At 64.4% G+C, this 21,486-nt stretch carries 19 protein-coding genes; 10 read left to right on the top strand and 9 right to left on the bottom strand.

The genetic code is table 11. The features are described 5' to 3' along the window. Positions 1 to 144: 144 nt before the first annotated feature. The gene (locus IVB41_RS22980) at positions 145 to 2,409 is read right to left on the bottom strand and encodes an exopolysaccharide transport family protein (protein WP_247435232.1); all 2,265 of its coding nucleotides are present in this window, start codon (positions 2,407 to 2,409) and stop codon (positions 145 to 147) included. Between the two features lie 203 nt (positions 2,410 to 2,612). Between IVB41_RS22980 and IVB41_RS22975 the strand changes: the two genes are divergently transcribed. From IVB41_RS22975 to IVB41_RS22965, 3 genes are all read left to right on the top strand, one after another. After that, positions 2,613 to 3,746, top strand: a complete 1,134-nt coding sequence (locus IVB41_RS22975) for a glycosyltransferase family 4 protein (RefSeq protein WP_247289422.1) — start codon at positions 2,613 to 2,615, stop codon at positions 3,744 to 3,746. Between the two features lie 120 nt (positions 3,747 to 3,866). After that, complete coding sequence (locus tag IVB41_RS22970) at positions 3,867 to 5,417, top strand: undecaprenyl-phosphate glucose phosphotransferase (RefSeq protein ID WP_247435228.1); 1,551 nt, start codon at positions 3,867 to 3,869, stop codon at positions 5,415 to 5,417. A gap of 85 nt (positions 5,418 to 5,502) precedes the next feature. Then, the gene (locus IVB41_RS22965; RefSeq protein ID WP_247435225.1) at positions 5,503 to 6,759 is read left to right on the top strand and encodes an O-antigen ligase; all 1,257 of its coding nucleotides are present in this window, start codon (positions 5,503 to 5,505) and stop codon (positions 6,757 to 6,759) included. On the opposite strand, the gene IVB41_RS22960 is transcribed toward IVB41_RS22965, so the two are convergent. Continuing rightward, positions 6,728 to 7,204: a MarR family transcriptional regulator gene (locus IVB41_RS22960; RefSeq protein WP_051448502.1), complete on the bottom strand. Its 477-nt coding sequence runs from the start codon at positions 7,202 to 7,204 to the stop codon at positions 6,728 to 6,730. The genes IVB41_RS22965 and IVB41_RS22960 overlap by 32 nt on opposite strands. A gap of 146 nt (positions 7,205 to 7,350) precedes the next feature. Between IVB41_RS22960 and IVB41_RS22955 the strand changes: the two genes are divergently transcribed. After that, complete coding sequence (locus IVB41_RS22955; protein ID WP_247435220.1) at positions 7,351 to 8,547, top strand: FAD-dependent monooxygenase; 1,197 nt, start codon at positions 7,351 to 7,353, stop codon at positions 8,545 to 8,547. Between the two features lie 159 nt (positions 8,548 to 8,706). Here IVB41_RS22955 and IVB41_RS22950 read toward each other — a convergent pair whose 3' ends face one another. Genes IVB41_RS22950 through IVB41_RS22940 form a run of 3 tightly spaced genes read right to left on the bottom strand, consistent with a single transcriptional unit; the run spans position 8,707 to position 11,489 of the window. After that, complete coding sequence (locus IVB41_RS22950; protein WP_247435217.1) at positions 8,707 to 9,885, bottom strand: trans-acting enoyl reductase family protein; 1,179 nt, start codon at positions 9,883 to 9,885, stop codon at positions 8,707 to 8,709. Positions 9,886 to 9,899: 14 nt separating this feature from the next. Then, complete coding sequence (locus tag IVB41_RS22945) at positions 9,900 to 10,682, bottom strand: DUF169 domain-containing protein (RefSeq protein WP_027567242.1); 783 nt, start codon at positions 10,680 to 10,682, stop codon at positions 9,900 to 9,902. Between the two features lie 57 nt (positions 10,683 to 10,739). Continuing rightward, complete coding sequence (locus IVB41_RS22940) at positions 10,740 to 11,489, bottom strand: YdcF family protein (RefSeq protein ID WP_247435214.1); 750 nt, start codon at positions 11,487 to 11,489, stop codon at positions 10,740 to 10,742. 183 nt (positions 11,490 to 11,672) lie between these two features. Between IVB41_RS22940 and IVB41_RS22935 the strand changes: the two genes are divergently transcribed. From IVB41_RS22935 to IVB41_RS22925, 3 genes are all read left to right on the top strand, one after another. Continuing rightward, complete coding sequence (locus IVB41_RS22935; protein WP_247435209.1) at positions 11,673 to 12,614, top strand: acetamidase/formamidase family protein; 942 nt, start codon at positions 11,673 to 11,675, stop codon at positions 12,612 to 12,614. Between the two features lie 200 nt (positions 12,615 to 12,814). Beyond that, positions 12,815 to 13,012 (top strand): hypothetical protein, encoded by a 198-nt coding sequence (locus IVB41_RS22930; RefSeq protein WP_007603456.1) that lies wholly within the window; start codon positions 12,815 to 12,817, stop codon positions 13,010 to 13,012. 72 nt (positions 13,013 to 13,084) lie between these two features. Further along, positions 13,085 to 13,564 (top strand): GcrA family cell cycle regulator, encoded by a 480-nt coding sequence (locus IVB41_RS22925; RefSeq protein ID WP_027567245.1) that lies wholly within the window; start codon positions 13,085 to 13,087, stop codon positions 13,562 to 13,564. Between the two features lie 343 nt (positions 13,565 to 13,907). Here IVB41_RS22925 and IVB41_RS22920 read toward each other — a convergent pair whose 3' ends face one another. Further along, positions 13,908 to 15,464: a porin gene (locus tag IVB41_RS22920; RefSeq protein WP_247289410.1), complete on the bottom strand. Its 1,557-nt coding sequence runs from the start codon at positions 15,462 to 15,464 to the stop codon at positions 13,908 to 13,910. A gap of 401 nt (positions 15,465 to 15,865) precedes the next feature. Here IVB41_RS22920 and IVB41_RS22915 point away from each other — a divergent pair, with 401 nt between their 5' ends. Then, complete coding sequence (locus IVB41_RS22915; protein ID WP_027567247.1) at positions 15,866 to 16,372, top strand: MarR family winged helix-turn-helix transcriptional regulator; 507 nt, start codon at positions 15,866 to 15,868, stop codon at positions 16,370 to 16,372. A gap of 10 nt (positions 16,373 to 16,382) precedes the next feature. Here the strand turns inward: IVB41_RS22915 and IVB41_RS22910 are convergent, their stop codons facing one another. The 3 genes from IVB41_RS22910 to IVB41_RS22900 all read right to left on the bottom strand — a co-directional run bounded on the left by IVB41_RS22910 (position 16,383) and on the right by IVB41_RS22900 (position 19,783). Further along, on the bottom strand, positions 16,383 to 17,495 hold the full coding sequence (locus IVB41_RS22910; protein WP_247435206.1) for a S9 family peptidase: 1,113 nt from the start codon (positions 17,493 to 17,495) through the stop codon (positions 16,383 to 16,385). Positions 17,496 to 17,759: 264 nt separating this feature from the next. After that, positions 17,760 to 18,731, bottom strand: coding sequence for an SDR family oxidoreductase (locus tag IVB41_RS22905; RefSeq protein WP_247435202.1), 972 nt, complete (start codon positions 18,729 to 18,731; stop codon positions 17,760 to 17,762). Between the two features lie 143 nt (positions 18,732 to 18,874). Further along, on the bottom strand, positions 18,875 to 19,783 hold the full coding sequence (locus tag IVB41_RS22900; RefSeq protein WP_247435199.1) for a dihydrodipicolinate synthase family protein: 909 nt from the start codon (positions 19,781 to 19,783) through the stop codon (positions 18,875 to 18,877). 331 nt (positions 19,784 to 20,114) lie between these two features. Between IVB41_RS22900 and IVB41_RS22895 the strand changes: the two genes are divergently transcribed. Together IVB41_RS22895 and IVB41_RS22890 are read left to right on the top strand one after the other, a co-directional pair. Further along, positions 20,115 to 20,354, top strand: coding sequence for a hypothetical protein (locus tag IVB41_RS22895; protein ID WP_007611067.1), 240 nt, complete (start codon positions 20,115 to 20,117; stop codon positions 20,352 to 20,354). A 330-nt stretch (positions 20,355 to 20,684) separates the two neighbouring features. Beyond that, positions 20,685 to 21,485 (top strand): tetratricopeptide repeat protein, encoded by an 801-nt coding sequence (locus IVB41_RS22890; RefSeq protein ID WP_249802757.1) that lies wholly within the window; start codon positions 20,685 to 20,687, stop codon positions 21,483 to 21,485. The last annotated feature ends 1 nt before the right edge of the window (position 21,486 follow it).

Below are 21,486 nucleotides of genomic sequence, written 5' to 3'. Positions count from 1 at the left end.
GAGAAGGTGGCGCGAAGCGCCGGATGAGGGGTTGTATCAGCAAATCAAAATGCGAGAGGCACGCGCGGAGAGAGACCCCTCACCCGTCTCGCCGCTATCGCGGCGAGCCACCCCTCTCCCACAGGGGGAGAGGGTAAGAAACGCCTACGCCGCCACAACGCGTGGCGCGTCCCTCGCATCCGACGGCTGCACGGACCTGCTCAGCATCGTCACTTCGCTGAAGCCGACGGCGCCGAGCTGCTCGCACATCAGCGCGCGCGCATCCGGCGTCATCGACGCCTCAGGCACCACGACGGCGCGGGCATTCGCCGTCAGGAGCTCGGCCGGAAGGTCGGAGGCACTGCCGGCATCGAGTAGCACGTGATCGTAGGCGCGCAGCAACGCGTCGATCGCGAGCGTCACGCGCGGCGACTGCAACAGGCTGCGATCGAAGCCGGGGCGGCCGGCCATGACCAGATGCAGCCGCGAGACCTTGTCCCGGGTGATGATCTGCGCGAACGATGCCTCGCCCTGCATGAGCTCGGCAAGGCCGGGGGCCGAGGCATCGACGGACACGGCGGCCATGGTCGGCGAGGACGCGGCGAGATCGACCACGACGACCCGCGCGTCGCGCGCCAGGTGCCGGGCCAATGTCAGCGCCGACAGCGTGATGGCTTCGCCGCTCGCGGTGCCGAGCACCGTGACTTTCTTCGCCATGGCCCCGGCGGCGCGCAGGCTGTCGGCCAGCTGTTCGATCTCCGCGAATTCGGTGACATCGACGTCAGCCGTCATCTCCGGCTGAAGCGGCGCGGGTTCTGCCATGACTGGATCGACGAAGGGCTCGACCACCACCGGTTGGACGATCTGTTCCTGGCGAGCCGACGCCCGCGCGAGCGCCGGCGCGAACACCGCTACCGCCCGGGGCGCGGTCTGGCGCAACAATTCTCCGGTGACGACGACGCCGGACGAGAGCAGCAGTGTCGCGACCGTCGCGATCAGCACGATCGGCAGCTTCTTCGGATAGGCCGGCGTGTTCGAGACGACGGCGCGCGAGATGATGCGGCCATCCGTCGGCGCGGTGTCGATGGTCTCGCGGGTGTTGGCTTCACGGTACTTCGCGAGATAGGTTTCGAGCAGGTCGCGCTGGGCCTTGGCCTCACGCTCGAGGGCGCGGAGCTGCACGTCCTGGCCGTTGGTGGCCGTCGCCTGCTTCTTGAGCTGCTCGAGGCTTGCGGACAATTCCTGAACGCGGCCGCTGGCGGCGCGCGCATCGTTTTCGAGCGTGCGGGCGAGCTTGGCGGCCTCGTCGCGGATCTGGGTGTCGAGGTCGGCGAGCTGTGCCTTCAATTCCTTGATGCGTGGATGGTTGCCGAGCAACGTCGACGATTGCTCGGCTAGCTGCGCCCGCAACGCCACTCGCTGCTGGGAGGGCGTGCGCATCGATTCCGAGTTCAGCACTTCGGACGATTCGATCGGTTTGCCGCTCTGGATCATCTCGCGGATCAGGCGCGCCTTGGACTCGGCGTCGGCCTTGAGTGCGCGCGCATTGTTGAGCTGGGTGTTGACCTCGCCCATCTGCTGGTTCGACAGCGTCGTGTTGTTGGTGCCGACGAACAGGCTCGACTTGGAGCGGAAATCCTCGGCCTTCGCTTCGGCCTCAGAGACATTCCGTCGCAGCTCGTCGATCCTGCCGGCATACCACTGGCTGGCGTTTCGGGCCTGGTCCTGACGCGCATCCTGCTGGAGCACGAGATAGCCGTCGGCGATCGAATTGGCGACGCGCACGGCGAGATCGGGATCGGCAGACTGGAATTCGATCACGATCACGCGTGACTTATCGACGGCGTAGGCCTGGAGGCGCTCGTAATAAGCGTCCAGCACGCGTTCTTCCGGCGTCATCGAGAACGGATCGCGGCCGATGCCGATCAGCGCCGCAAGCGACTTCAGCGGTGAAATGCCTTGCAGCACCGGATCGAACTCGGGCCGTTCCGCAAGCTTGTTCTTCTTGATGATCTCGCGCGCGAGATCGCGCGACAGCACGAGCTGCACCTGGCTGGTGACGGCCTCGGCGTCGAGCGCCTGCCGTTCCTCGGCGCGATCACTGTTGGGGCGCAGAAACACGTTCTCGCGGCCGTCGATCAGGATGCGGGATTCGGACTTGTAGCGCGGCGTGATGAGATTGACGATCGCGACTGATGCGACCAGCGCCAGCACCGTCGGCACGATGATCCAGCCGCGCTTGCGCGCCAATGCCGCACCGAGCGCGTGCAGGTCGATGTCGCCGGATTCGACTGGCGCCGGCCGCGGAGCAACGGACGCAGGCTTCGCTTCAATGCTGGGCTCGAGTTCGGCCCGCTTGGCTGCGACCTTCGAGACAGCCCGCTCGACCACCGCCTTGTCCTTGCCGGCACGCCAGAACGCTAAACGCATCGAACACTCCCGCAGGCGCAACGCCACGAACCTACCTCAACCGGGGCGATTACACTCCATTAAGGTTGCCGCTGGGTTAATCGTGGCGTGCGGCAGCTCGCGCGTGCACGTCCGTCACCGTTTGTTAACCACGGGGCCTCTTAATCCGTCTCGATATTTCGTGAGATTGTTCGAGCATTCGCCGTCGAGCGCTGGTTTTGATCATGCCCCCCTCTCCCGACCAGCCGCTTCGCATCCTGCACGCCGTGCGCGCTCCGGTCGGCGGCATCTTCCGCCACATCCTCGACGTCGCCAACGGCCAGGTCGATCGTGGCCATCATGTCGGCATCCTCGCCGACAGCCTCACCGGCGGTGAGCGCGCCGACAAGGCCCTTGCCGAGCTAGCGCCGCGGCTGAAGCTTGGCGTGCACCGGATGGCGATCCGCCGCGAACCCTCGCCCGACGATGTCCTGGTCTGGTTCCGCTTGCGGCGCCTGATCGCCACGCTCAAGCCCGACGTGATGCACGGCCACGGCGCCAAGGCCGGCGCTTTCATCCGCATGCGGCGGCGATCCGACGACACCATCCGCATCTACACCCCGCATGGCGGCTCGTTGCATTATCCCCTCAACACCCTCAAGGGCGAATTTTACGCGCGGCTCGAGCGTGCGCTGATGGACGCGACCGACCTGTTCCTGTTCGAAAGCGCGTTTGCCCGCGACACCTATCAGCGCATCGTCGGCAAGCCGAAGGGCGTGGTGCATTGCGTCTTCAACGGCGTGACGCCGGAGGAATTCGAACCTGTCGTCATGGCCGACGACGCCACCGACCTCGCTTATGTTGGTGAGTTCAGGCACATCAAGGGCGCCGATCTGCTGGTCGACGCGGTGGCGCGCCTGCACGAGGGCGGCAAGAAGGTCACACTGACGCTCGGCGGCGACGGCGAGGAGACCGCCGCGCTGAAGGCGCAAGTCGAGAGGCTTGGCCTCTCCGGTGCCATCCGCTTCATCGGTCACGTCAAGGCACGCTACGGCTTCTCCAAGGGGCGGCTGCTGGTCGTCCCGTCGCGTGGCGATTCCATGCCCTATGTCGTGATCGAGGCCGGCGCCGCCGGCATTCCGATGATCGCGTCCAAGATCGGCGGCATCCCCGAGATTTTCGGCGCGGAGAACCCGGCGCTGTTTGCGCCGAGCAACGCGGAGGCCATGGCGGAAGCGATTGCGGCCGCGCTCGACAATCCGCAGGGAACAGCGCAGCGCGCCTCGTCTCTTCGCGAGCGCATCTCCGCGCATTTCTCCCAGCAGGCGATGGTCGACGGCGTGCTCGCGGGCTATCGCAACGCATTTGCCAATCATTAACCATCCTTAAGACCGCTTTAGAGAATCTTCCGATTTGTCCGATAATCCAAGCGCCAGGGGATGCTCGCCCGGGGCGCAAGGACGCGGCCCCGCGGGTTTTTGGAATGGACGTGGACGCCCGTGGAACCGCTCAACGCACGCTCGATGCTCGATGCCGCGACCAGCGCCGCGGCGAAGCCGGCTGACCGGCCCTTTGTGGAGCGGCGTCAACGGCTCTCGCCCGCCGCGCTCGACGTCGTCAACCAGAAAGTCGCCCGCGCCTATTCACCGATCGTGATCACCGGCTTCGTACGCCTCGTCGATTTCGCGCTGCTGAGCCTCGTCGGCATCGTCCTCTATCTCGGCTATGTCATGCCGCACGCCGGCTCCTTCAGCTGGATCTATCCCGCGCAGGTCATCGCCGTCGCGGTTTCAGCCGTGGTCTGCTTCCAGGCCGCCGACATCTATCAGGTGCAGCTGTTCCGCGGTCAGCTCCGGCAGATGACGCGGATGATCTCGTCCTGGTCGTTCGTCTTCCTGCTGTTCATCGGCATCTCCTTCTTCGCCAAGTTCGGCAGCGAAATATCGCGGTTGTGGCTTGCCGCCTTTTACGTCCTCGGGCTCGCCGCGCTCCTCTGCGAGCGTCTGGTGCTGCGCTCGCTGGTGCGCGCTTGGGGGCGCGAGGGCCGGCTCGACCGCCGCACCATCATCGTCGGCTCCGACCGCAACGGCGAACAATTGGTCGAGGCGCTGAAAGCGCAGGAGGATTCCGACATCCACGTGCTCGGCGTGTTCGACGACCGCAACGACAGCCGCGCGCTCGAAACCTGTGCCGGCGCGCGCAAGCTCGGCAAGGTCGACGACATCGTCGAGTTCGCCCGCCGCACCCGCGTCGATCTCGTGCTGTTTGCTCTGCCGATCTCCGCCGAGACGCGCATCCTGGAGATGCTGAAGAAGCTTTGGGTGCTGCCGGTGGACATCCGCCTCTCCGCGCACACCAACAAGCTGCGCTTCCGTCCGCGCTCCTATTCCTATATCGGCGAGGTGCCGACGCTGGACGTGTTCGAGGCGCCGATCACCGACTGGGATCTGGTGATGAAATGGCTGTTCGACCGCGTCGTCGGCACCCTCGCGCTGCTCGTGGCCTTGCCGGTGATGGGATTGGTGGCGCTGGCAGTTAAGCTCGACAGCCCCGGCCCCGTGCTATTCCGCCAAAAGCGCTTCGGCTTCAACAACGAGCGCATCGACGTCTACAAGTTCCGCTCGATGTACCATCATCAGGCGGATCCGACGGCCTCGAAGGTCGTGACCAAGAACGACTCGCGCGTCACCCGGGTCGGCCGCTTCATCCGCAAGACCAGCCTCGACGAGCTGCCGCAGCTCTTCAACGTGGTCTTCTCCGGCGATCTCTCTTTGGTCGGCCCGCGTCCGCATGCGGTGCAGGGCAAGCTGCAGAGCCGCCTGTTCGACGAAGCCGTCGACGGCTATTTCGCCCGCCACCGGGTCAAGCCCGGCATCACCGGCTGGGCCCAGATCAACGGCTGGCGCGGCGAGATCGACAACGAAGAGAAGATCCAGAAACGCGTCGAGTTTGACCTCTATTACATCGAGAACTGGTCGGTGCTGTTCGATCTCGTGATTCTGCTGAAGACGCCGATCTCGCTGCTGACCAAGAACGAGAATGCGTATTGAGTTGTGGTCTTCCGTCGTGCACCGCGAAGGCGGGCACCTAGCGGTGTTTGTCGGCGTATGAGTTGCGTAAACGTATGAGCGTGTGATGGCGTATGCGGCAACAGCCGGGGAGATGAATGCAGCGGTTCGCGCTGCGCCCGGCGTGCTGGCTCTTCAGCGGGCGCTGATATGGCTGGTCGGCGCCTCCGGCGCGATCGTCTTCATCGAGCCGAGCCCCTACGAGATCGTGACGCTGCTGGCCACCGTCACTTTCTTCGCCACCGGCCTGCGTCTGCGGCTCGCTTTGATGCCGCTGGTGCTGATGCTGGTCCTGCTCAATATCGGCTACACGATCAGCGCGATCCCGCTGTTCGAGCAGTCCGAGGTGGTCAGCTGGATTGCGACCTCCTGGTACATGGCGGTGACAGTCGTGTTCTTCGCCATGGTCACGTCGGAGGACACCGCGGCCCGGCTCGACATGCTCCGCCGCGGGCTCGTGGTCGGCGCGATGGTCGCCTCGCTATTGGCGGTCGCCGGCTACTTCCACCTGGTTCCCGGCGGCGACGACCTCCTCACACTGTACGGACGCGCGCGCGGCACCTTCAAGGACCCGAACGTGCTCGGCGCCTTCCTGATCCTGCCGGCACTGTTCTCCCTGCAGAGCGTCGTCTCCGACAAGTTCGGCAAGGCGTTTCGCAACGTCATCGCCTTCGGCATCATGTCGCTGGCGATCCTGCTGGCGTTCTCCCGCGCCGCCTGGGGCGGGCTGGTGCTGACATCCGCCTTCATGCTGGCGCTGATGGTGCTGACCAGCCGCACCAACGCGCAACGCTCGCGTATCATCGTCATGGCGATCCTGGCCGCGGTGCTGGGCCTTGCGCTGATCGCGGTGTTGATGTCGTTCGATTCCACCGCCGAGATGTTCAAGCAGCGCGCGAGCTTCGACCAGAGCTATGACGAAGGCAGGTTCGGCCGGTTCGGCCGGCACATCTTGGGAGCGGAGATGGCGCTCGACCTGCCGTTCGGCATCGGCCCTCTACAATTCCACCGCTTCTTCCCCGAGGACACCCACAACTCCTATCTCAACGCCTTCATGTCCGGCGGCTGGCTGTCCGGCATCTGCTATCCCGCGCTGGTCTTCACGACCGTCATCATGGGTATCAGGCACATCTTCGTGCCCGTGCCCTGGCAGCGCGCTTATCTGGCGGTGTTCTCCGCCTTCGTCGGCACCGTCGGCGAAAGCTTCGTGATCGACACCGACCACTGGCGGCACTTCTGGATGATGCTGGGCGCGATGTGGGGCATGATCGCGGCTGCGCAGATCTACAAGGCTAGGGCTGGCGACGAAGCTTCTTCAGCTTGAGATCGGGGCGTTTCTCCGGCGGCGTGTCGAGCAGGCCCTTCAGCGCCGCGGTCGCCGCGAGCACGCCCTTGTAGCCCTCATTGGCGAAGCGCAGCAGCAGGCGCAATTCCTGGTCGGAATAGCTGCCAAAAACCTTCTCCATCGCCTGCTGCATCGGCACGTAGAACTGGCCTAGCCGTTCTATCGCCTCCGGCACGACGGCAATGAAGACCTTGCGACGATCGGCATCGTCGCGCTCACGACGCACCAGGCCCGCCTTTTCGAGCCGGTCGACCACGCCCGTGATGGCGCCGGTCGTGAGCCCCGTGACTTCGGCGAGCCGGCCGGCGGTGACACGGCCTTCGAGATACAGGATGTCCATGCATTCGAGGTCGGAATTGGCAATTCCGGCAACGTTCGCAACGGTCTGGCCATAAAGCACGCCCTGCGCGGACGACCTGCGCATCGCCTCCTCGAGTTCCTGCAGCAGCGCGGCGCGCGCCTTCGTCCTTGACAAGGCAGACCTCGTATCTTAGTTGGTATATATCTTACTGACTAAGAGATTTAGCAACCGTAATTCTCTTAGCACCACCGAAACGTCGGGAGCAAGCCATGTCCTATCGTCCTCGAAAGGCCCTCATCATCGGCGCCGGCATCGCCGGCCCCGTGACGGCGATCCTGCTGCGCCGCGCCGGCATCGAGTCCGCGATCTACGAGGCCTGGCCCTATTCGAAAGGCATCGGCGGCGGCCTTCAGATCGCACCGAACGGCATGCAGGTCATGGACGAGATCGGCCTTTCGAACGAGCTGATCAGCCGCGGCTCGGTCGCGGAATCGTTCGACTTCTATTCGCAAGGCGGGAAGAGGCTCGGCTCGATCAATCGCGACATGGCGCGGCGCTTCGGCCAGCCAGCGGTCAATGTCTGCCGCGCCACGCTGAACGAGGTGCTGATCGACAAGGCCTGGTGCGCGTGCGTTTCACTCTTTTTCGAGAAGCGCCTGATCAAGATCGAGGATCGCGGCGACCAGCCGATCATCGCCTACTTCGCCGACGGCACCACGGCCGAAGGCGATTTCCTGATTGGCGCCGACGGCGTGCACTCGGTGACGCGGCGCCAGGTGGTGCCGGACGGGCCGCAACCGTTCGACACCGGACTGATCGGCTTCGGCGGCTTCGTGCCGCACGCCGTCCTCGACGGCCGGCCGAACGGCCGCCACGTCGAGACCACGTTCGGGCAAAGCGGCTTCTTCGGCTACGGCTATTGCAGTCCCGATCCGAACGACGGCGTGATGTGGTGGAGCACGCAGCCGGCGCACGGCATGGACGCGGCGATGTTTCGCGCGCTCGACCGTGCAACGCTGAAGCAGCACCTGCGCGGCTTCCACCGCGGCTGGCACGATCCGATCTCTGGCATCATCGAGGCAGCCGAGAACATCGTGGTCACCGACACGCTCGACGTCGCCACCCTGCCGACCTGGTCGCGCAAGCGCTCGCTGCTGATCGGCGATGCCGCCCATGCGACCAGCCCCCATGCCGGCCAGGGCGCCTCGCTCGCGCTGGAGGATGCGATGCGCCTCGCCCGGTTGATGCAGCAAGGCCAGGAGCTCGGCGCCACCTTCCAGGCCTTCGAGGCCGAACGGCGCCCGCGCACGGAAAAGATCGTCGCCATGGCCCGCCGCAACGGCAACAGCAAGCGCGAGTTCAGCGCCACCGGCGCGTGGATACGCAATCAGATGATGAAATGGCTGTTGCCGCTGGGCGCAAAGGGCATGGATTTCATGTACGCTTATGATGCGCGGGCGGTGTAACGGCACGAAGGCTGTCATGCCCCGCCTTGTGCGCACTTGCGCACTGGGGCGGGCATTCAGTACGCCGCGGCCTCTCGAGTCAATCAGTGCCGTCTCTGGAATACTGGATCGTCCGGTCAAGCAGGACGATGACACCGTGATTGTAGCAAGTGACCGCTTCTACTTCTCCACCTCGAACGTCAGCCCAGCGTTCTCGACCAGCCGCTTGATCAGCTTGTGCTGCATCGCCGCGCCCGGGGTCCAGAAGCCGGCTGCGACGTCGGTCGTGTCGCGCAGCATGCAGATCGCGCATTCGGAGATCATCTTCGAGGTCGAGCCGTAGCCGGGATCGCGGTCGCCGGTGACGCCGGCGCGGACCATGCGGCCATCAGGTGCGATCGCGACATAGAGCAGATCGAACAGGCCGTTTTCGCGCTCTTCCTTCGACGGCCCCTCGCCCGGCTTCGGTGCGTCGGGGCCGGTCTTGCCCGCATTGGCAGCCATCACGAGCTTGGCGTTGGCTTCGCCCTTCTCGCCGGGACCGGTCAGGACCATCTCGTCATAGACGAAGTCCTGGCCGTAGGGGAATCCCATCAGCATGTTGGAGCGGTGAACGTTGCGCGTGTTGATCAGCGCCATCATGAACGGCGCCGCCCAGGATTGCAGGTCCTCCTCGAAGGCGGCCCTGTTGCCTTTCGGCTGCTTCGGGCCCGTGAAGCCGGGCGTCAGCGCAAAGTGATCGTTGAGAATGGCGACAAGGCTGAGATCCTTGGCCACCGCATCGAAGGTCGCCTTCGCGCTCGCGGCGGTGCCGCCCGAGAGCGTGCCCCGCATGTCGCGCACACGCCCTTTCACCCGCGGGGCCGGCGCGCCGAAGACACGTTTGGCCTCTTCCTGGACGAAGAGCGTACCGAGCTCGAACGGCACGGAATCGTAGCCGCACGAAAACACGATCCGCGCGCCGCTCTCTTTCGCAGCCGCCTCGTACTTGTCGATCATCTGGCGCATCCAGATCGGCTCGCCGCAGAGATCGAAATAATCCGTGCCGGTGGCGACGCAGGCGGCGAGCAGTTCCTCACCATAGAGCTGATACGGGCCGACGGTGGTGATCACCGACATCGTCCGTTCCGCCATCGCCTTCAGCGAGGCCGGGTCCGACGCATCCGCGACAATAAGCTCCGTATTCCCGGGTGCGCCGATCGCATCGCGCACCGATTTCAGCTTGCCGAGGCTGCGGCCCGCCATCGCCCATTTGAGCGAATGGTCGCTCTTGTAATGCTGGGTCAGATATTCGGCGACGAGCTGGCCGGTAAAGCCGGTCGCGCCATAGACGACGATGTCGAATTTCGCAGAGCTCATGGTCGGCCTTTACTTTACTTCTTCGCGTAGCTCACGCCCATGCCGGCACGGACATCGCTTTGAATACCATAGGGCGGGATCGGATAACGCAGGCCGTTCTTCGCCAGCGCCTTCATGCCCACAACCGCCTTGGCGAGATGTTCCGGCTTCAGGGCCATCAGCATCTCCTCGTCCGGTACGCCGCCATAGCGCCGTTCGGCATAGCATGGCAAGGACAGGCTGGGCTCACCGCTCTTGAGCGCCCTGCCCCAGGAATCGGCGCAAGCGGTCTCGCCGACCACGCCCCATTCGAACTTCTTGTAGCCGGTATATTGCAGCCCGTTGATCAGGATGATCATCTGCCCCGGCGTCGCATAGACGAGACAGATGTCCGGCGGATCGAGCCGGCCGCTCGACAGCGGGCTGACTGCGAGCGCCTGATATTGCCCGAACGGAACCACATCCAGCGCCTCCTGGCGCTTGCGTGCGTCCTCGGCCGTGCCGTGCCAGACCCCGACATAGTTTTCGCCGGCGAGCCATTTCTCGTCCTGCGGTGCAAGGCCGATCACCGCGCGGCACTGTGCGCCGACGAGATCGTCGGCGGTGATGCCGACGGTCCAGCCCAGACGCGCCGCCATGCTGACGATCTGGTCGGTGGTGTGGACCGCGTTCGGCCGCCGGATTTTCGGGATTGCCTCCATGTCCGCGGTCCGCGCGAACAATTTCATGCCGATCACCGTGGTCTTCAGCCGCAGCAGACTGTTGAGATCGGCGACGAGGCCGGCAAGATCGATGCTGTCTGCACTCTGCTGTTGCATGGCGTCCTCCCGGCCGGGCGTTCGCACACCGGCGCTGTTATTGCTTCTTGAACGGTTCTAGTCCTTCGCCGGTCCCGGGAGCAACTCGCCAGTCCGGCCCATCAGGCGGTAGGCGACGAGCCCGATCCATTCGCGCACGGCGACCTCGGTTCGGCCGAGCCCGTCCGTGCCGACATTGGTGAAAGAGAAGAGATCGTCACGGCCGCCCATTCGCCAGTCCACGGGATAGGCTTCGACGTCAAATCCCGCCTTGCGAAAGATCCCCATCGAACGCGGCATGTGAAAGGCCGACGTGACCAGGAGCCAGCGCTCGCCCGGCTTGGGCGCCACCAATTGTTTGGTGAAGATGGCATTCTCGTAGGTGTTGCGAGAGTCCCGCTCCAGGATCAGGCGCTGCTTCGCGATGCCCAGATTCTCCAGGATCGGCGCGAAGTAGTCGGCCTCCCGGGCGTCCGTCGAAACCAGGTTCGCGGTGCCCCCGGTGAAAATAACGCGCGTGTTCGGATAGCGGCGCGCGAGCTCGGCCGGCGCAAACAGGCGATCGGCCGCGTGCGCGACGACCGGCGTGCGGTGCGCCGCCGACAGTCCGGTGTCGACCGAGCCGCCGAGCACGATGATGCCGTCGGGCGCGCCGCGCGACGGATCCCACGGCGGGAAACGCGACTCCAGCGGATAGAGCAAAAGGTTGCCGAGCGGCGAAAACGCGGCGAGCGCCAGCAGGATCAGCGTGGCCGCGGCGAGCTTGCGGCCGAATGCGGCAAAGCGCGTCGCCATTAGCACGACCGAGACGATCCCAAGCTCGATCATGAAGTTGATCGGCAGCACCGCGGCGCCGAGGGTCTTGGACAGGACAAAAAGCAGGGGGAGCCTCGCTGGAATGATCGTGCCTGGTGCTCGCGGGCTTGACCCGCCCGTTGATCTTCAGAAAGCTTCTTGGAAGAGGATCGATTGCCTGGTCAAGCCCGGGCCTGTGAAATGGACGGATACCACATGACGCATCACCACCTGCATTCCAGCCCCGAGACCTGTCATTGGGGCTTCTTCGAAGCCACGCTCAAGCCCGTCCTCACCATCGCGAGCGGCGACGAGGTCACGGTCGACACCATCAGCGGCGGTCCGGACATGCTGCCCGACCCCAGCAAGTTTCACATTCCGCCCGAGATGCACAAGGTTCACGCCGAAAACGAGCGCATGCTGCCTGGCCACATCCTCACCGGCCCGATCGCGGTCGAGGGGGCCGAGCCCGGCGACGTGCTCGCGGTCGAGATCCTCGACGTCCAGCTCCGGCAGGATTGGGGCTGGAACATGATCAAGCCGCTGTCCGGCACCCTGCCCGACGATTTCCACGAGACGCGCATCCTGAACATCCCGCTCGACCGGTCGCGGATGGTCGCCCGCATGCCGTGGGGGCTCGACCTGCCGCTCAAGCCGTTCTTCGGCGTGATGGGCGTTTCGCCGCCTCCGGCCTGGGGCCGCATCTCCTCGCTCGTTCCTCGCGCCATGGGCGGCAATCTCGACAACAAGGAGCTTGGCGCCGGTGCGACGCTGTACCTGCCCGTGTTCGTCCCGGGCGCGCTGTTCTCCTGCGGTGACGGCCACGGCGTGCAGGGCGACGGCGAGGTCTGCGTCACCGCGATCGAGACCGCACTCCAGGGCCGCTTCCGTCTGACGCTGCGCAAGGATCTCAGGCTCGACTATCCCCGCGGCGAGACGGAGACGCATTACATGACCATGGCGATGGACCCCGACCTCGACCAGTGCGTGGTGCGGGCGCTGCGCGACATGATCGTACTGCTGGGCGAGAGGCGCAATTTGTCGCGCGAGGACGCCTATACGCTGTGCAGCTTAGCGGCGGATCTGCGGGTGACCCAGACCGTGAACGGCTCAAAAGGCATCCATTGCATGATCGAAAAGGCGATCGTGCACGGCTGAGCCGACCCGCCCTCTCCTGACCTCTCGAGGCCACGCCGCCGCCTGCCTTCTCGCGCGGCGTGTCCTGCCATGCCTGATTTCCCTCGCGATTCCAACGAGCTAACCGAGCGTCGCAGCCTGCATTTGACTTCCGCTGCCAAACCTAAATAGAGTCTTAATCGTAACTTTTATGTACCCGCGTATGAGGCTAGCGTTTAGGCATGGCCACCGAAAAAGCCGAGACTGACCGCATTCCCGTAACCTTGGCGCTCTCGACCATCACCTATCTGGAGAAGCTGGTGAGACAGGGCACCCACGGCACCAGCGTTCCCGGCGTCGCACGTACCTTGATCGAGGAAGGCATCCGTCTCGCCATCAAGGACGGGCTTTTGTCGATTCGCGACAATGGCAGAACGTGAGCGCGCGCCGAACGTGAGGCGGACGGATCTCGAGAGGCGGATGGCCGACATCTGCAACCTGGGACCGCACCAATGCCTGTTCTCTCACCCACCTGGACCGACGAACGAATTGAACTTTTGAAGCAGCATTTCGAGGCTGGCCTCTCCTGCCGCGAGATCGCCGCCGACATCGGCGTCAGTCGCAATGCCGTGATCGGCAAGCTGTCCCGCCTCAATCTGACGCGCGGCCGGACCGTCGACGATCGCAAGGTTCACGACAGGGGCCTGGCACCGGCGCGCGCGCCGCGGACCGTCCCGCGGCTGCAATACGAGATGCTCGCCACGATCTATGGGGAAACCGGTGTGCCGATGGTCGCCGGTCCGATCGACGACGCCAATCGCTGCTCGCTGCTGGAGCTTGCCGAGAACCGCTGCCGCTGGCCGATCTCGACGCCCGGCGCCGACGATTTCTGCTTCTGCGGCAACTCCGCACCCGACGGCCAGTCCTATTGCGCCGGCCACAGCCGCCTCGCCTACCGGCCGAATTCCCGCGCGCGCGTCATGCGCGGCTAGAGCCGAATTTTAGAGCCAAGTCCTGGAGCCAAGTCCTGGAGCCATGGACCAAAACGAAAAACCTCCGGCAGGGCATTGCCGGAGGTTTCTGGAGGTTTAGCATCAAGTCAGAGCCGCAACTTTCGTCATCGGCTGAGAACTATATAGCTTAGTAACTCAGGTAAGTAAATAAATTTGTGCCGACCGAGTCGCATGGCTCGTCTTCGTCGCCCGCACGGGCCGCCGGATTTTCCGAAAGCCCATCTCGCAAAAGGCCGCGCTCGTAAAAAGCCCCGGCGGTGTCCCGCCGGGGCTGCGTCATATCCGAAGACCCAGTCCGAAGACCAAGTCCGAAGATCAAGGCTTACCAGTTGCGCTGGGCGCGAACGAGCAGGCTGTAGGTGTCCTGGTCCTTCAGCTCATAGGTTGCGGCAGGCTTGGCAACGCTCGTGAGCGCCGGCGTCGTGATCACGCCCGAGTACTTCTGGTCAAGGTGGCTGTAGGTGAAGTCAGCCGAGAAGGTCAGGTTCTTGACCGGGGTCCAGCGGGTGATGACACCGATCTGGCCGATGTTGAAGTCCGGGTTGCAGGTGCCGGTCAGGGTCGCGAACGCGGCGCTGCCGCAGATCATGCCCTTGGCCGTGCCGCTGTAATTAACGGCAGCCCACGCACCATAGAGCGCCGAGTTCCAGTACGGGCTCCAGTTGTGGGTGTAGGCACCACGGAAGCCGTAGGTCTTGGTCAGCTCGAGGCCGCTGCCGGGTGCGAACACCGCGTCAGACACGCCGGCGAAGCCGATGCTCTGATACGCGCCGCCCGACCCGCCGAACATTGAGTAGTTCGTCGCCGCCAGCTCCTGGAAGTTGTACCGGCTTGCGCCGTCGGTGTAGACGCCCGAGATGTTGATCAGGTCGCCGGCACCGGTCGGGATGTTCTTGATTGACAGAGCCAGCTGGACCGCCCAGCCCCACTTGTCTTCAGGATGACCGGTAGTTTCGCTGGCGCCGTAATAGCCGACGTGGTTGTCGTGCGCGGCGACCGAGGCCTGGAACAGGCCCCAGGCCTGGTCAACGCGGAGCGTGCCGACGAGATCGGGGGCGCGGGTGCCGCCGAGATCGTTGGAGCCGTAGGCACCGCCGAGGACGCCGGTGGTGGACATGCCGGCCGTATTCCAGAGCGCGGTCTGGAACACCTGCGTCTGGTCCTGGGCCGAGACGATCGCCGTCACGCCTTGGCCGAGATCGGCGGTGTATGTGAACTGGGCAACACCGTTGGTGGTGCCGCTGCCGCCCACGAGCTGGTCGAAGTTGTTGCCGGGATAATTGATCCAGGGCGCGTCGAACTGCGACACGGCCTTACCCATGGTGAAGCCAGCGAACTGGATGAATGCGTAGTAGACGCCGAGCGCGCCGCCCGAAATGCCGCCGTCGGTGCCGTTGATGGCGCCGCCGCTGGACCCGATCAGGCCAGTGCCCGCGGCATTGAGGCCGAGCGTGCTGCTGTACTGGGTGGCACCCGTTCCTGAGCCGGCACCGACATAATTGCCGGTCGTCCAGGTGAAGACCGCATCGAAATAGGTGCGGACAACGCCGTACTCGGTCGCGGTGCGCGTGTCGATGTTGAGATCTTCACGAGCGCGCATCGAATAATAGTTCGTCAGGCGGTTGTTGGCCGCGAAAACGTTGTTGTACTGCGCGCTGTAATTGCCGCCGGCATTGAGCGCCACTTCGGCACGCAGATAGCCGCCCAGCTTGATGCAGGTGTCGCTGCCCGGGATGTAGTAGAAACCCGCGCCGTAGAGCGAGCAGACCTTCACGTACTCGACCGCCTTGGCCTTGACCGGAAGATCAGCCGCCTGAGCTCCACCGACGGCGATCAGACCCGCCGCAGTGCCGAGCAAAAGGCTCTTCACCACTTTCATATTAAAACCTCCAAGTTGCTCATGTTACGAAGACCGGACCGTGAGGCCCCCCAGATCCCCGTCTTTCAAATCCGCTCGGCCGCTTTGCGCTTTCGGACACACCCTCCACGCGAGGGCCGTGAGCAAACCACCTGCAACGGGACGATCGAGTACCCCCCACCGTCACGGCGCAATATGCCTGCGCCGTTCACTAATCAAAATACCTTATTTGATAAGCTTTGTGCTTTCGCTAAACCTGTACCTTGTGCGCAACACCCCGGCGAAGCGATTCCGTGAGCTGATCATCTTTGTAGTTTTAGTGACAAAATAACCCTGCTCTGCACTTGCGTCAGAGCAGGCTTGCGTGGACTATGGCTTGCACGACACCGGCCGCATACAAATCAGATCACGGGAGTGACGCTGTGTCAGCGACGAGGAAAGAAGGGGCGCGCCTCCGCTCCATCGGCAATCTGGATATCATCAGGCGCTTCACCTGGGAGATATCGTCGATCAACATGTATCTGGAGGAGCTGCGTCAGTTCTGGGCGAGAACGCTCGGCATCAGCGGCCCGCAATGGCTGATCCTGATGGCGATCTCCGACCTCGACAAGGACGACGGCATTCCGGTCAACGTCGTCTCGAAACTCCTCCACGTCGATCCGTCGTTCGTCACCACCCAGTCCAAGCTGCTCGAGAAGAAGGCCCTGTTGCGCCGTCGCCCGTCGCCGACCGACGCAAGGGTGGTCCGGCTGTCCCTGACCGAGAAGACGCAGAAGCACCTGGCGAGCCTCAACGAGCAGTACAAGACGATCAAGGAATTCGTATTCCAGGAGTTCGACGAGAAAGAGCTGACGGAATTCACCACCAAGCTCGCGATGCTGAAGACCCGTCTCGAAAAGGCCTGCGTCCGCCTGACCCTCGACTTCTGAGGCGACCTCCTTAAATGCGCCCCGCGGCGCCGAGCCGGGATTCGAGCCAGTCGAAGATGTATTCATTGGCAAGGCTCGGATTGTCCGCATGGGCCTGCGCCGCGCCGGTTTCGGCCGCGGTGAATACCTTCAACATGACATCCGAACTGCCGAGCCGGGACGTCTGGACGATCTGACGCGCCCGATCGGCCTTGAGCCAGCCGTCCTCGCCGAGCGTGATCAGCACCGGACAGTCGGCGCTGGAGGCCATCAGCGGCGCATGCGGCACCGGAACGATGCTGACGTCGCTCATCGCGAATCGGCTGGCAAAGAAGGCCCGCTCGTGCAGGTCCCACAGGCCGCCATCGCAGACGGCGGCGGCAAGCCGCGGCTCCTGCAGCACCGCGCGCGCCACAAAGGAAGAGCCCCAGCCATCGGCGACGATCGCGACACGTGCGAAATCGACCTCGCTGCACGTCTCCAGATAGTCCATCACGCACGGAATCGCGCTCTCGAGATCGCGGCGCCGCAACAGCGCGTCGAGATGATCGTCGCGCTGGTCGCCGAACAGGTCCAGCGCCAGCAGCGAGAAGCGGCGCTCGCGCGCATGGGGCGCGAGCTTGAACAGAAATTCCTCCTTGCGGTGGCCGGGCTCGCCGATGCAGATCACGGTCGGAGCTCGCACGCGCCCCGACGGCGCCGGCAGGAAATAGCCCTGCAACGAATGTCCGTCGAGCCAGGGTATCGTCATGACTTCCCCGGCCGGATCGCGCGCGGCGAGGAAGCGGCGGGCGCAATCCTGCATCGCGAGGACCGCGACCCAGCGGCGCTCGTCCGCCTGATCGAGCGGCATCGCGGCCGCGCTGTAGTAATTCATGGCGCGGAGCCAGTTGCGCTGCGCGGTCGCCCTGTGACCTTCCGCGAACGCGGCCTCGGCACGAAACCGATTGGCCTGCGCCAGATTCTTCCACTCGCGATGCCAGGACTGGTCTTCGCCCCGCTTCAGCTGCCGCGCGATCATCAGGCATTCGGCGATCGTGGCGCCGCCCTCCTGGGCCGCGGTGAGGAGCCGCGTGAACTCAGCGGAGATGTCCTCTCGCTCCGGGCAAAGGGTCCAGTCGTCGGAGAGGCATGCGGGTATCATCGGGAGCTACGCTCTGGTCATCGCCTTACACATGACTGACTAAACTATTTTGGTTCCCTGACCAAGCTGCCGTGCGCCGAATGAGAGCCGTTGGAGATCACCATCGCTTGAACGCAGGGACGTGTCGCATGCGTGACATTCCTGTTCGTCATGAGTGACCGAACACCCTCAAGAAGACTGGCAAGAGGTGGCACGCGAAATTGCCTGCGCGCCTCTTGCCATGATGAGCATCATACCTATATTCGCGCGCGCTCGGCGCCCGCTTCAGCCGAGCCGCCAACCGACCTCCTGCGTAAAACTTTCGTAGAAGGCGCGGTCGTAGGCCTGCTCCGGTGTGGCGCGCACGCGCTCGTCAAGGCGCCTTGCATCCTCGCCCACGAGAATGCGCCATTGCTCCGCCTTGACCCCGTCGAGGATGATCCTGGCGGCCTGCGCCGCCGTCGTCGGCGCATCCTCGAGGAAGCTGCGGGCGCGCTCGGTGAACACCGCCTGGATGTCCTCATCCGACATCTTGTCGGCATCCGGCACACCGGCCGCGACCATGCGCTTGCGGGTCAGCGCGACCTCGTCTGCATTGAGCCGCTCCGAACCGTCGGCGCTCTGCACCTTGCGTGAATTGGAGACGATCGATGTGCCGATATGGCCGGGCATCACCACCGAGCATTTGACATGCGGCGCGTGCAGGCGGAGGTCGTTGATCAGCGCTTCGGTAAACCCCTTCACGGCGAACTTCGCCGAGCTGTAGGCGGTGTGCGACTGGTTCATGCCGATCGAGGCCCAGAAGCCGTTGACGCTCGCGGTGTTGACGATGTGGGCCTCGTCCGCTGCGACCAGCATCGGCAGGAAGGTGCGGACGCCGAGATAGACCCCGCCCCAGCAGATGTTGAAGGTGCGCTCCCACTGCTGGCGGGTGTTGGTGAACAGGCTGCCGCCGCCACCGATGCCGGCGTTGTTGAACAGAAGATGGATCCGGTCGGTCTTCTGCTGCTCGGCGAGCTCGTCGCGGAATCGCTTGAGATGATCCTCGATCGAGACGTCGGCGACATGGGTCGTGACGCGCAGGCCCTGCGGCAGCTTCTCGATTTCGCACAGCCGCTTGGTCTCGGCCATCGCGGCTTCCGAGACGTCGCACATCGCGACATTGCAGCCCTCGGCGACGAGCTGCCGCGCGAGCTCGCGTCCCATTCCCGTGCCGCCGCCGGTGATGACGGCGATCTTTCCTGCAAAATCCTTCATGGGACTTTCGGCCCCTCCCCTTGTCGGTATGTTTCTTCATGGCTACACGGCGCATCGGAGCGCGCACGAAATGTAGCAGCGCCGCATCCGCAGGTAAAAGCGGATCGGCGCTGCCATGTTCATCAGGAATTTCGGCGCGCGGACTATTCGGCCGCCTCGACGCGCCGCCCGTTCAACGCGCCGAGCCCGTCCAGCGCCTTGCGGATCGCCGCCTGCTGCACGGGCGATGCCTCCGGCATCGGCGCGCGCGGATGAGTCCTGGGCAGGCCCTGCAGCGTCTGCGCATAGCGCGTGCAGGCCGGCAGATTGTCGGCGATCACAGCGTTCCACAGCGTCAGCAGCTTCTTGTGCAGGTCGAGCGCGCGCGGATGGTCACCCGCCTTCACCGCATCCCACAGCGCGACGGAGGCATGCGGCGCCGCGGTCAGGATCGCGGCGATCGAACCATGCGCCCCCAATATGTAGGATGGATACATCAGCGCATCGACCGCGCTGTAGATCAGCTTGTCCGGTGCCATCATCATGAGGTCCGCGAACAGCTTCAGGTCGCCCGCGCTCTGCTTGACGCCGACCACCAGCGGCACCTCGGTCATGATCCGCGTCAGCAGCGCCGGCGACAGATACGACCACGGCACCACGTTGTAAATGATGATGGGCATGCCGGTCTCATCAGCCATGGCGCGGAAATGCGCCACCATCGCCTCGTCGTCCGGCTTGAACAGGTAATGCACCGGCGTGACCTGGAGCGCGGCGACATTCATGTCACGCACCAGCTTGCCGCGGCGGATCGCATCGCGCGTGGAATCGACGATGATGCCGGCGATCACGGGAATGCGTCCCTTCACCGCAGCGACCGTCGCTTCCATCAGGTCGCGATATTCCTCGTGATCGAGCGTGTGCCCCTCGCCGGTCGAGCCGCCGGCTGCGACGCCGTGCGCGCCGGCGCCGATCATCCAGTCGACCTGGGGCGCCACAAGAGTGTAGTCGATCTCGCCATCCTTCCGGAACGGCGTCGTCATCGGCGGAATCACGCCGGTCGGTCGTGCCTTCATGGTCTGCCCTCGCGTTTCCATATCCCTTGTGGCGGCCCCGCTCTTTTGGCGGGTGGCCACGGTCCCTCCGAGCCTACCGGCTGCGCGCGGCCTGTGAAGCGCCACCGGCGCGGCGCTGCCCCCACAATCGATCATCCCTGCGACTCAGCCCTGCCGGTTCCCCGTATTTGCCCGGCTTCGGTTTAGGGGCAATTTTTTTACAATCCGAATCGCTAAATGGAGTCCGGACGCTGGGTCGGGTCGGCCAGGCCAGCGTGTTGTTTGCGTCACAGGCTCTGGCACTCCGCTTGCATCCTCTTCGTGGTCAGAAACTACCGATGAGGTGACTGGAATGTTCGTGACCGTCGTTGCCGTGCTCTGCCGGCTGAGTGCAGCCAGCTCAGGCAGTTGCATCGAGGAAATCGTGACCGACAGCAACATGACGCCCGAGATGTCGATGATGCAGTGTGCGATCGGCGCACAGGCCCCCCTGGCGAAATGGATGGGCGAGCATCCGATCTACCACGCCAACTGGCGGCTCGATCGCTACAAATGCGTGCCGGGTCACTACGAGATCAAGGGCCACGCCTAAGGTCCCGCAAAACTACTGATACCAAGACGACGGACCAAGACTAAAACGAGGAAACGCCCCGGAGGCCGACTGGTCTTTCCGTGCGGGAATCGGCAGCGCCAGACCCCATTGCGGCGGCGCGCTTTGTGACAATCACATCTTCCCTTAAGCCACTGCTCGCAAGATGATCACACGCGCACGCCGCCCATCCGGCGTCAGCGCGCGAACGCGAATCGCGGTTGCCCGACGTTGGAGCCGAGGCCATACTTGGCGCCTCGATAGTCGTCGATTGCGAGCCCGGTGTCGAAGCGCCCTGTTCTTCCCCCCAGCCGCGGACCTCAACAGGCCGAATTGCGGGAGCGCGCCACGCTCGCGCTGCGGATGCAGAATTTCGCCGAGGCTGAGCGGCTTGCAGCCGAAGTCTTGAAGACGAGCCGGAACGATATCGTCGCGACATGGGTTCTCGGCCGCGCCTTGCTCGCTCAGAACCGCGCAGCGGAAGCCATCCTGCCCTTGGACAAGGCGGCGCGCCGCACGAGCGATCCGGGCATTGAAACTCTGCTTGGCGCGGCCTTGGGCGAATCCGGACGTCGCACGGAAGCCGTCGAACAATTGCGCCGGACCGCGGCGCGTCGCCCGCCTTTCCTGCCGGCGTTCCAGGAACTCGCCGGCCAGCTTGCCAAGGATCGGCGCCTCGATGAGTCTATCGCGGTGATCGGCAACGCTCTCGCGCTCGCGCCGGAAAGCATCGACCTGCAACTGGATCTTGCGCGCCTGTATCTCGAGCGCAATACGCGCGGTGAGGCGCGCGCGATTCTCGTCAAGGCTCACGGGGCCGCGCCTGGGCGTCCTGATATCTCGACCCTACTTGCACGCGTGCTGCGCCAGGACGGTGATTATGCCGCAGCCGCAGAGATGTACCGGCTCGCGCTGGCGCTGCGCCCTGACGATGCCATGGCACGGGCCAACCTCGCGGCTTGCCTGTTCGAGTTGGGTGAGCGCGAAGCGGGCGAGGCGAGCCTTCGTTCGGCCTTACAAGGCCGCCCTCGAATGCTGGCACAAGCCGCCTACACGCTTGCCCATTCATCGCACGGCCGCTTCTTCTTCCGCCCGAGCTCGCTCAAGAAGTTTCTGCAAGGCGAGGTGCCGTAAT

Source organism: Bradyrhizobium sp. 44 (assembly GCF_023073095.1).
Classification (GTDB): domain Bacteria; phylum Pseudomonadota; class Alphaproteobacteria; order Rhizobiales; family Xanthobacteraceae; genus Bradyrhizobium.
The sequence above is the reverse complement of the archived record's forward strand: the minus strand, read 5'-3'. Positions and strand labels throughout refer to the sequence as shown.

Bases quoted from the DNA above. Each gene is read 5' to 3' on its own strand.
- IVB41_RS22980 (WP_247435232.1), bottom strand. From the start codon at position 2,409: ATGCGTTTAGCGTTCTGGCGTGCCGGCAAGGACAAGGCGGTGGTCGAG.
- IVB41_RS22975 (WP_247289422.1), top strand. From the start codon at position 2,613: ATGCCCCCCTCTCCCGACCAGCCGCTTCGCATCCTGCACGCCGTGCGC.
- IVB41_RS22965 (WP_247435225.1), top strand. From the start codon at position 5,503: ATGGCGTATGCGGCAACAGCCGGGGAGATGAATGCAGCGGTTCGCGCT.
- IVB41_RS22960 (WP_051448502.1), bottom strand. From the start codon at position 7,204: ATGCGCAGGTCGTCCGCGCAGGGCGTGCTTTATGGCCAGACCGTTGCG.
- IVB41_RS22955 (WP_247435220.1), top strand. From the start codon at position 7,351: ATGTCCTATCGTCCTCGAAAGGCCCTCATCATCGGCGCCGGCATCGCC.
- IVB41_RS22950 (WP_247435217.1), bottom strand. From the start codon at position 9,885: ATGAGCTCTGCGAAATTCGACATCGTCGTCTATGGCGCGACCGGCTTT.
- IVB41_RS22945 (WP_027567242.1), bottom strand. From the start codon at position 10,682: ATGCAACAGCAGAGTGCAGACAGCATCGATCTTGCCGGCCTCGTCGCC.
- IVB41_RS22940 (WP_247435214.1), bottom strand. From the start codon at position 11,489: ATGATCGAGCTTGGGATCGTCTCGGTCGTGCTAATGGCGACGCGCTTT.
- IVB41_RS22935 (WP_247435209.1), top strand. From the start codon at position 11,673: ATGACGCATCACCACCTGCATTCCAGCCCCGAGACCTGTCATTGGGGC.
- IVB41_RS22930 (WP_007603456.1), top strand. From the start codon at position 12,815: ATGGCCACCGAAAAAGCCGAGACTGACCGCATTCCCGTAACCTTGGCG.
- IVB41_RS22925 (WP_027567245.1), top strand. From the start codon at position 13,085: ATGCCTGTTCTCTCACCCACCTGGACCGACGAACGAATTGAACTTTTG.
- IVB41_RS22920 (WP_247289410.1), bottom strand. From the start codon at position 15,464: ATGAAAGTGGTGAAGAGCCTTTTGCTCGGCACTGCGGCGGGTCTGATC.
- IVB41_RS22910 (WP_247435206.1), bottom strand. From the start codon at position 17,495: ATGATACCCGCATGCCTCTCCGACGACTGGACCCTTTGCCCGGAGCGA.
- IVB41_RS22905 (WP_247435202.1), bottom strand. From the start codon at position 18,731: ATGAAGGATTTTGCAGGAAAGATCGCCGTCATCACCGGCGGCGGCACG.
- IVB41_RS22900 (WP_247435199.1), bottom strand. From the start codon at position 19,783: ATGAAGGCACGACCGACCGGCGTGATTCCGCCGATGACGACGCCGTTC.
- IVB41_RS22895 (WP_007611067.1), top strand. From the start codon at position 20,115: ATGTTCGTGACCGTCGTTGCCGTGCTCTGCCGGCTGAGTGCAGCCAGC.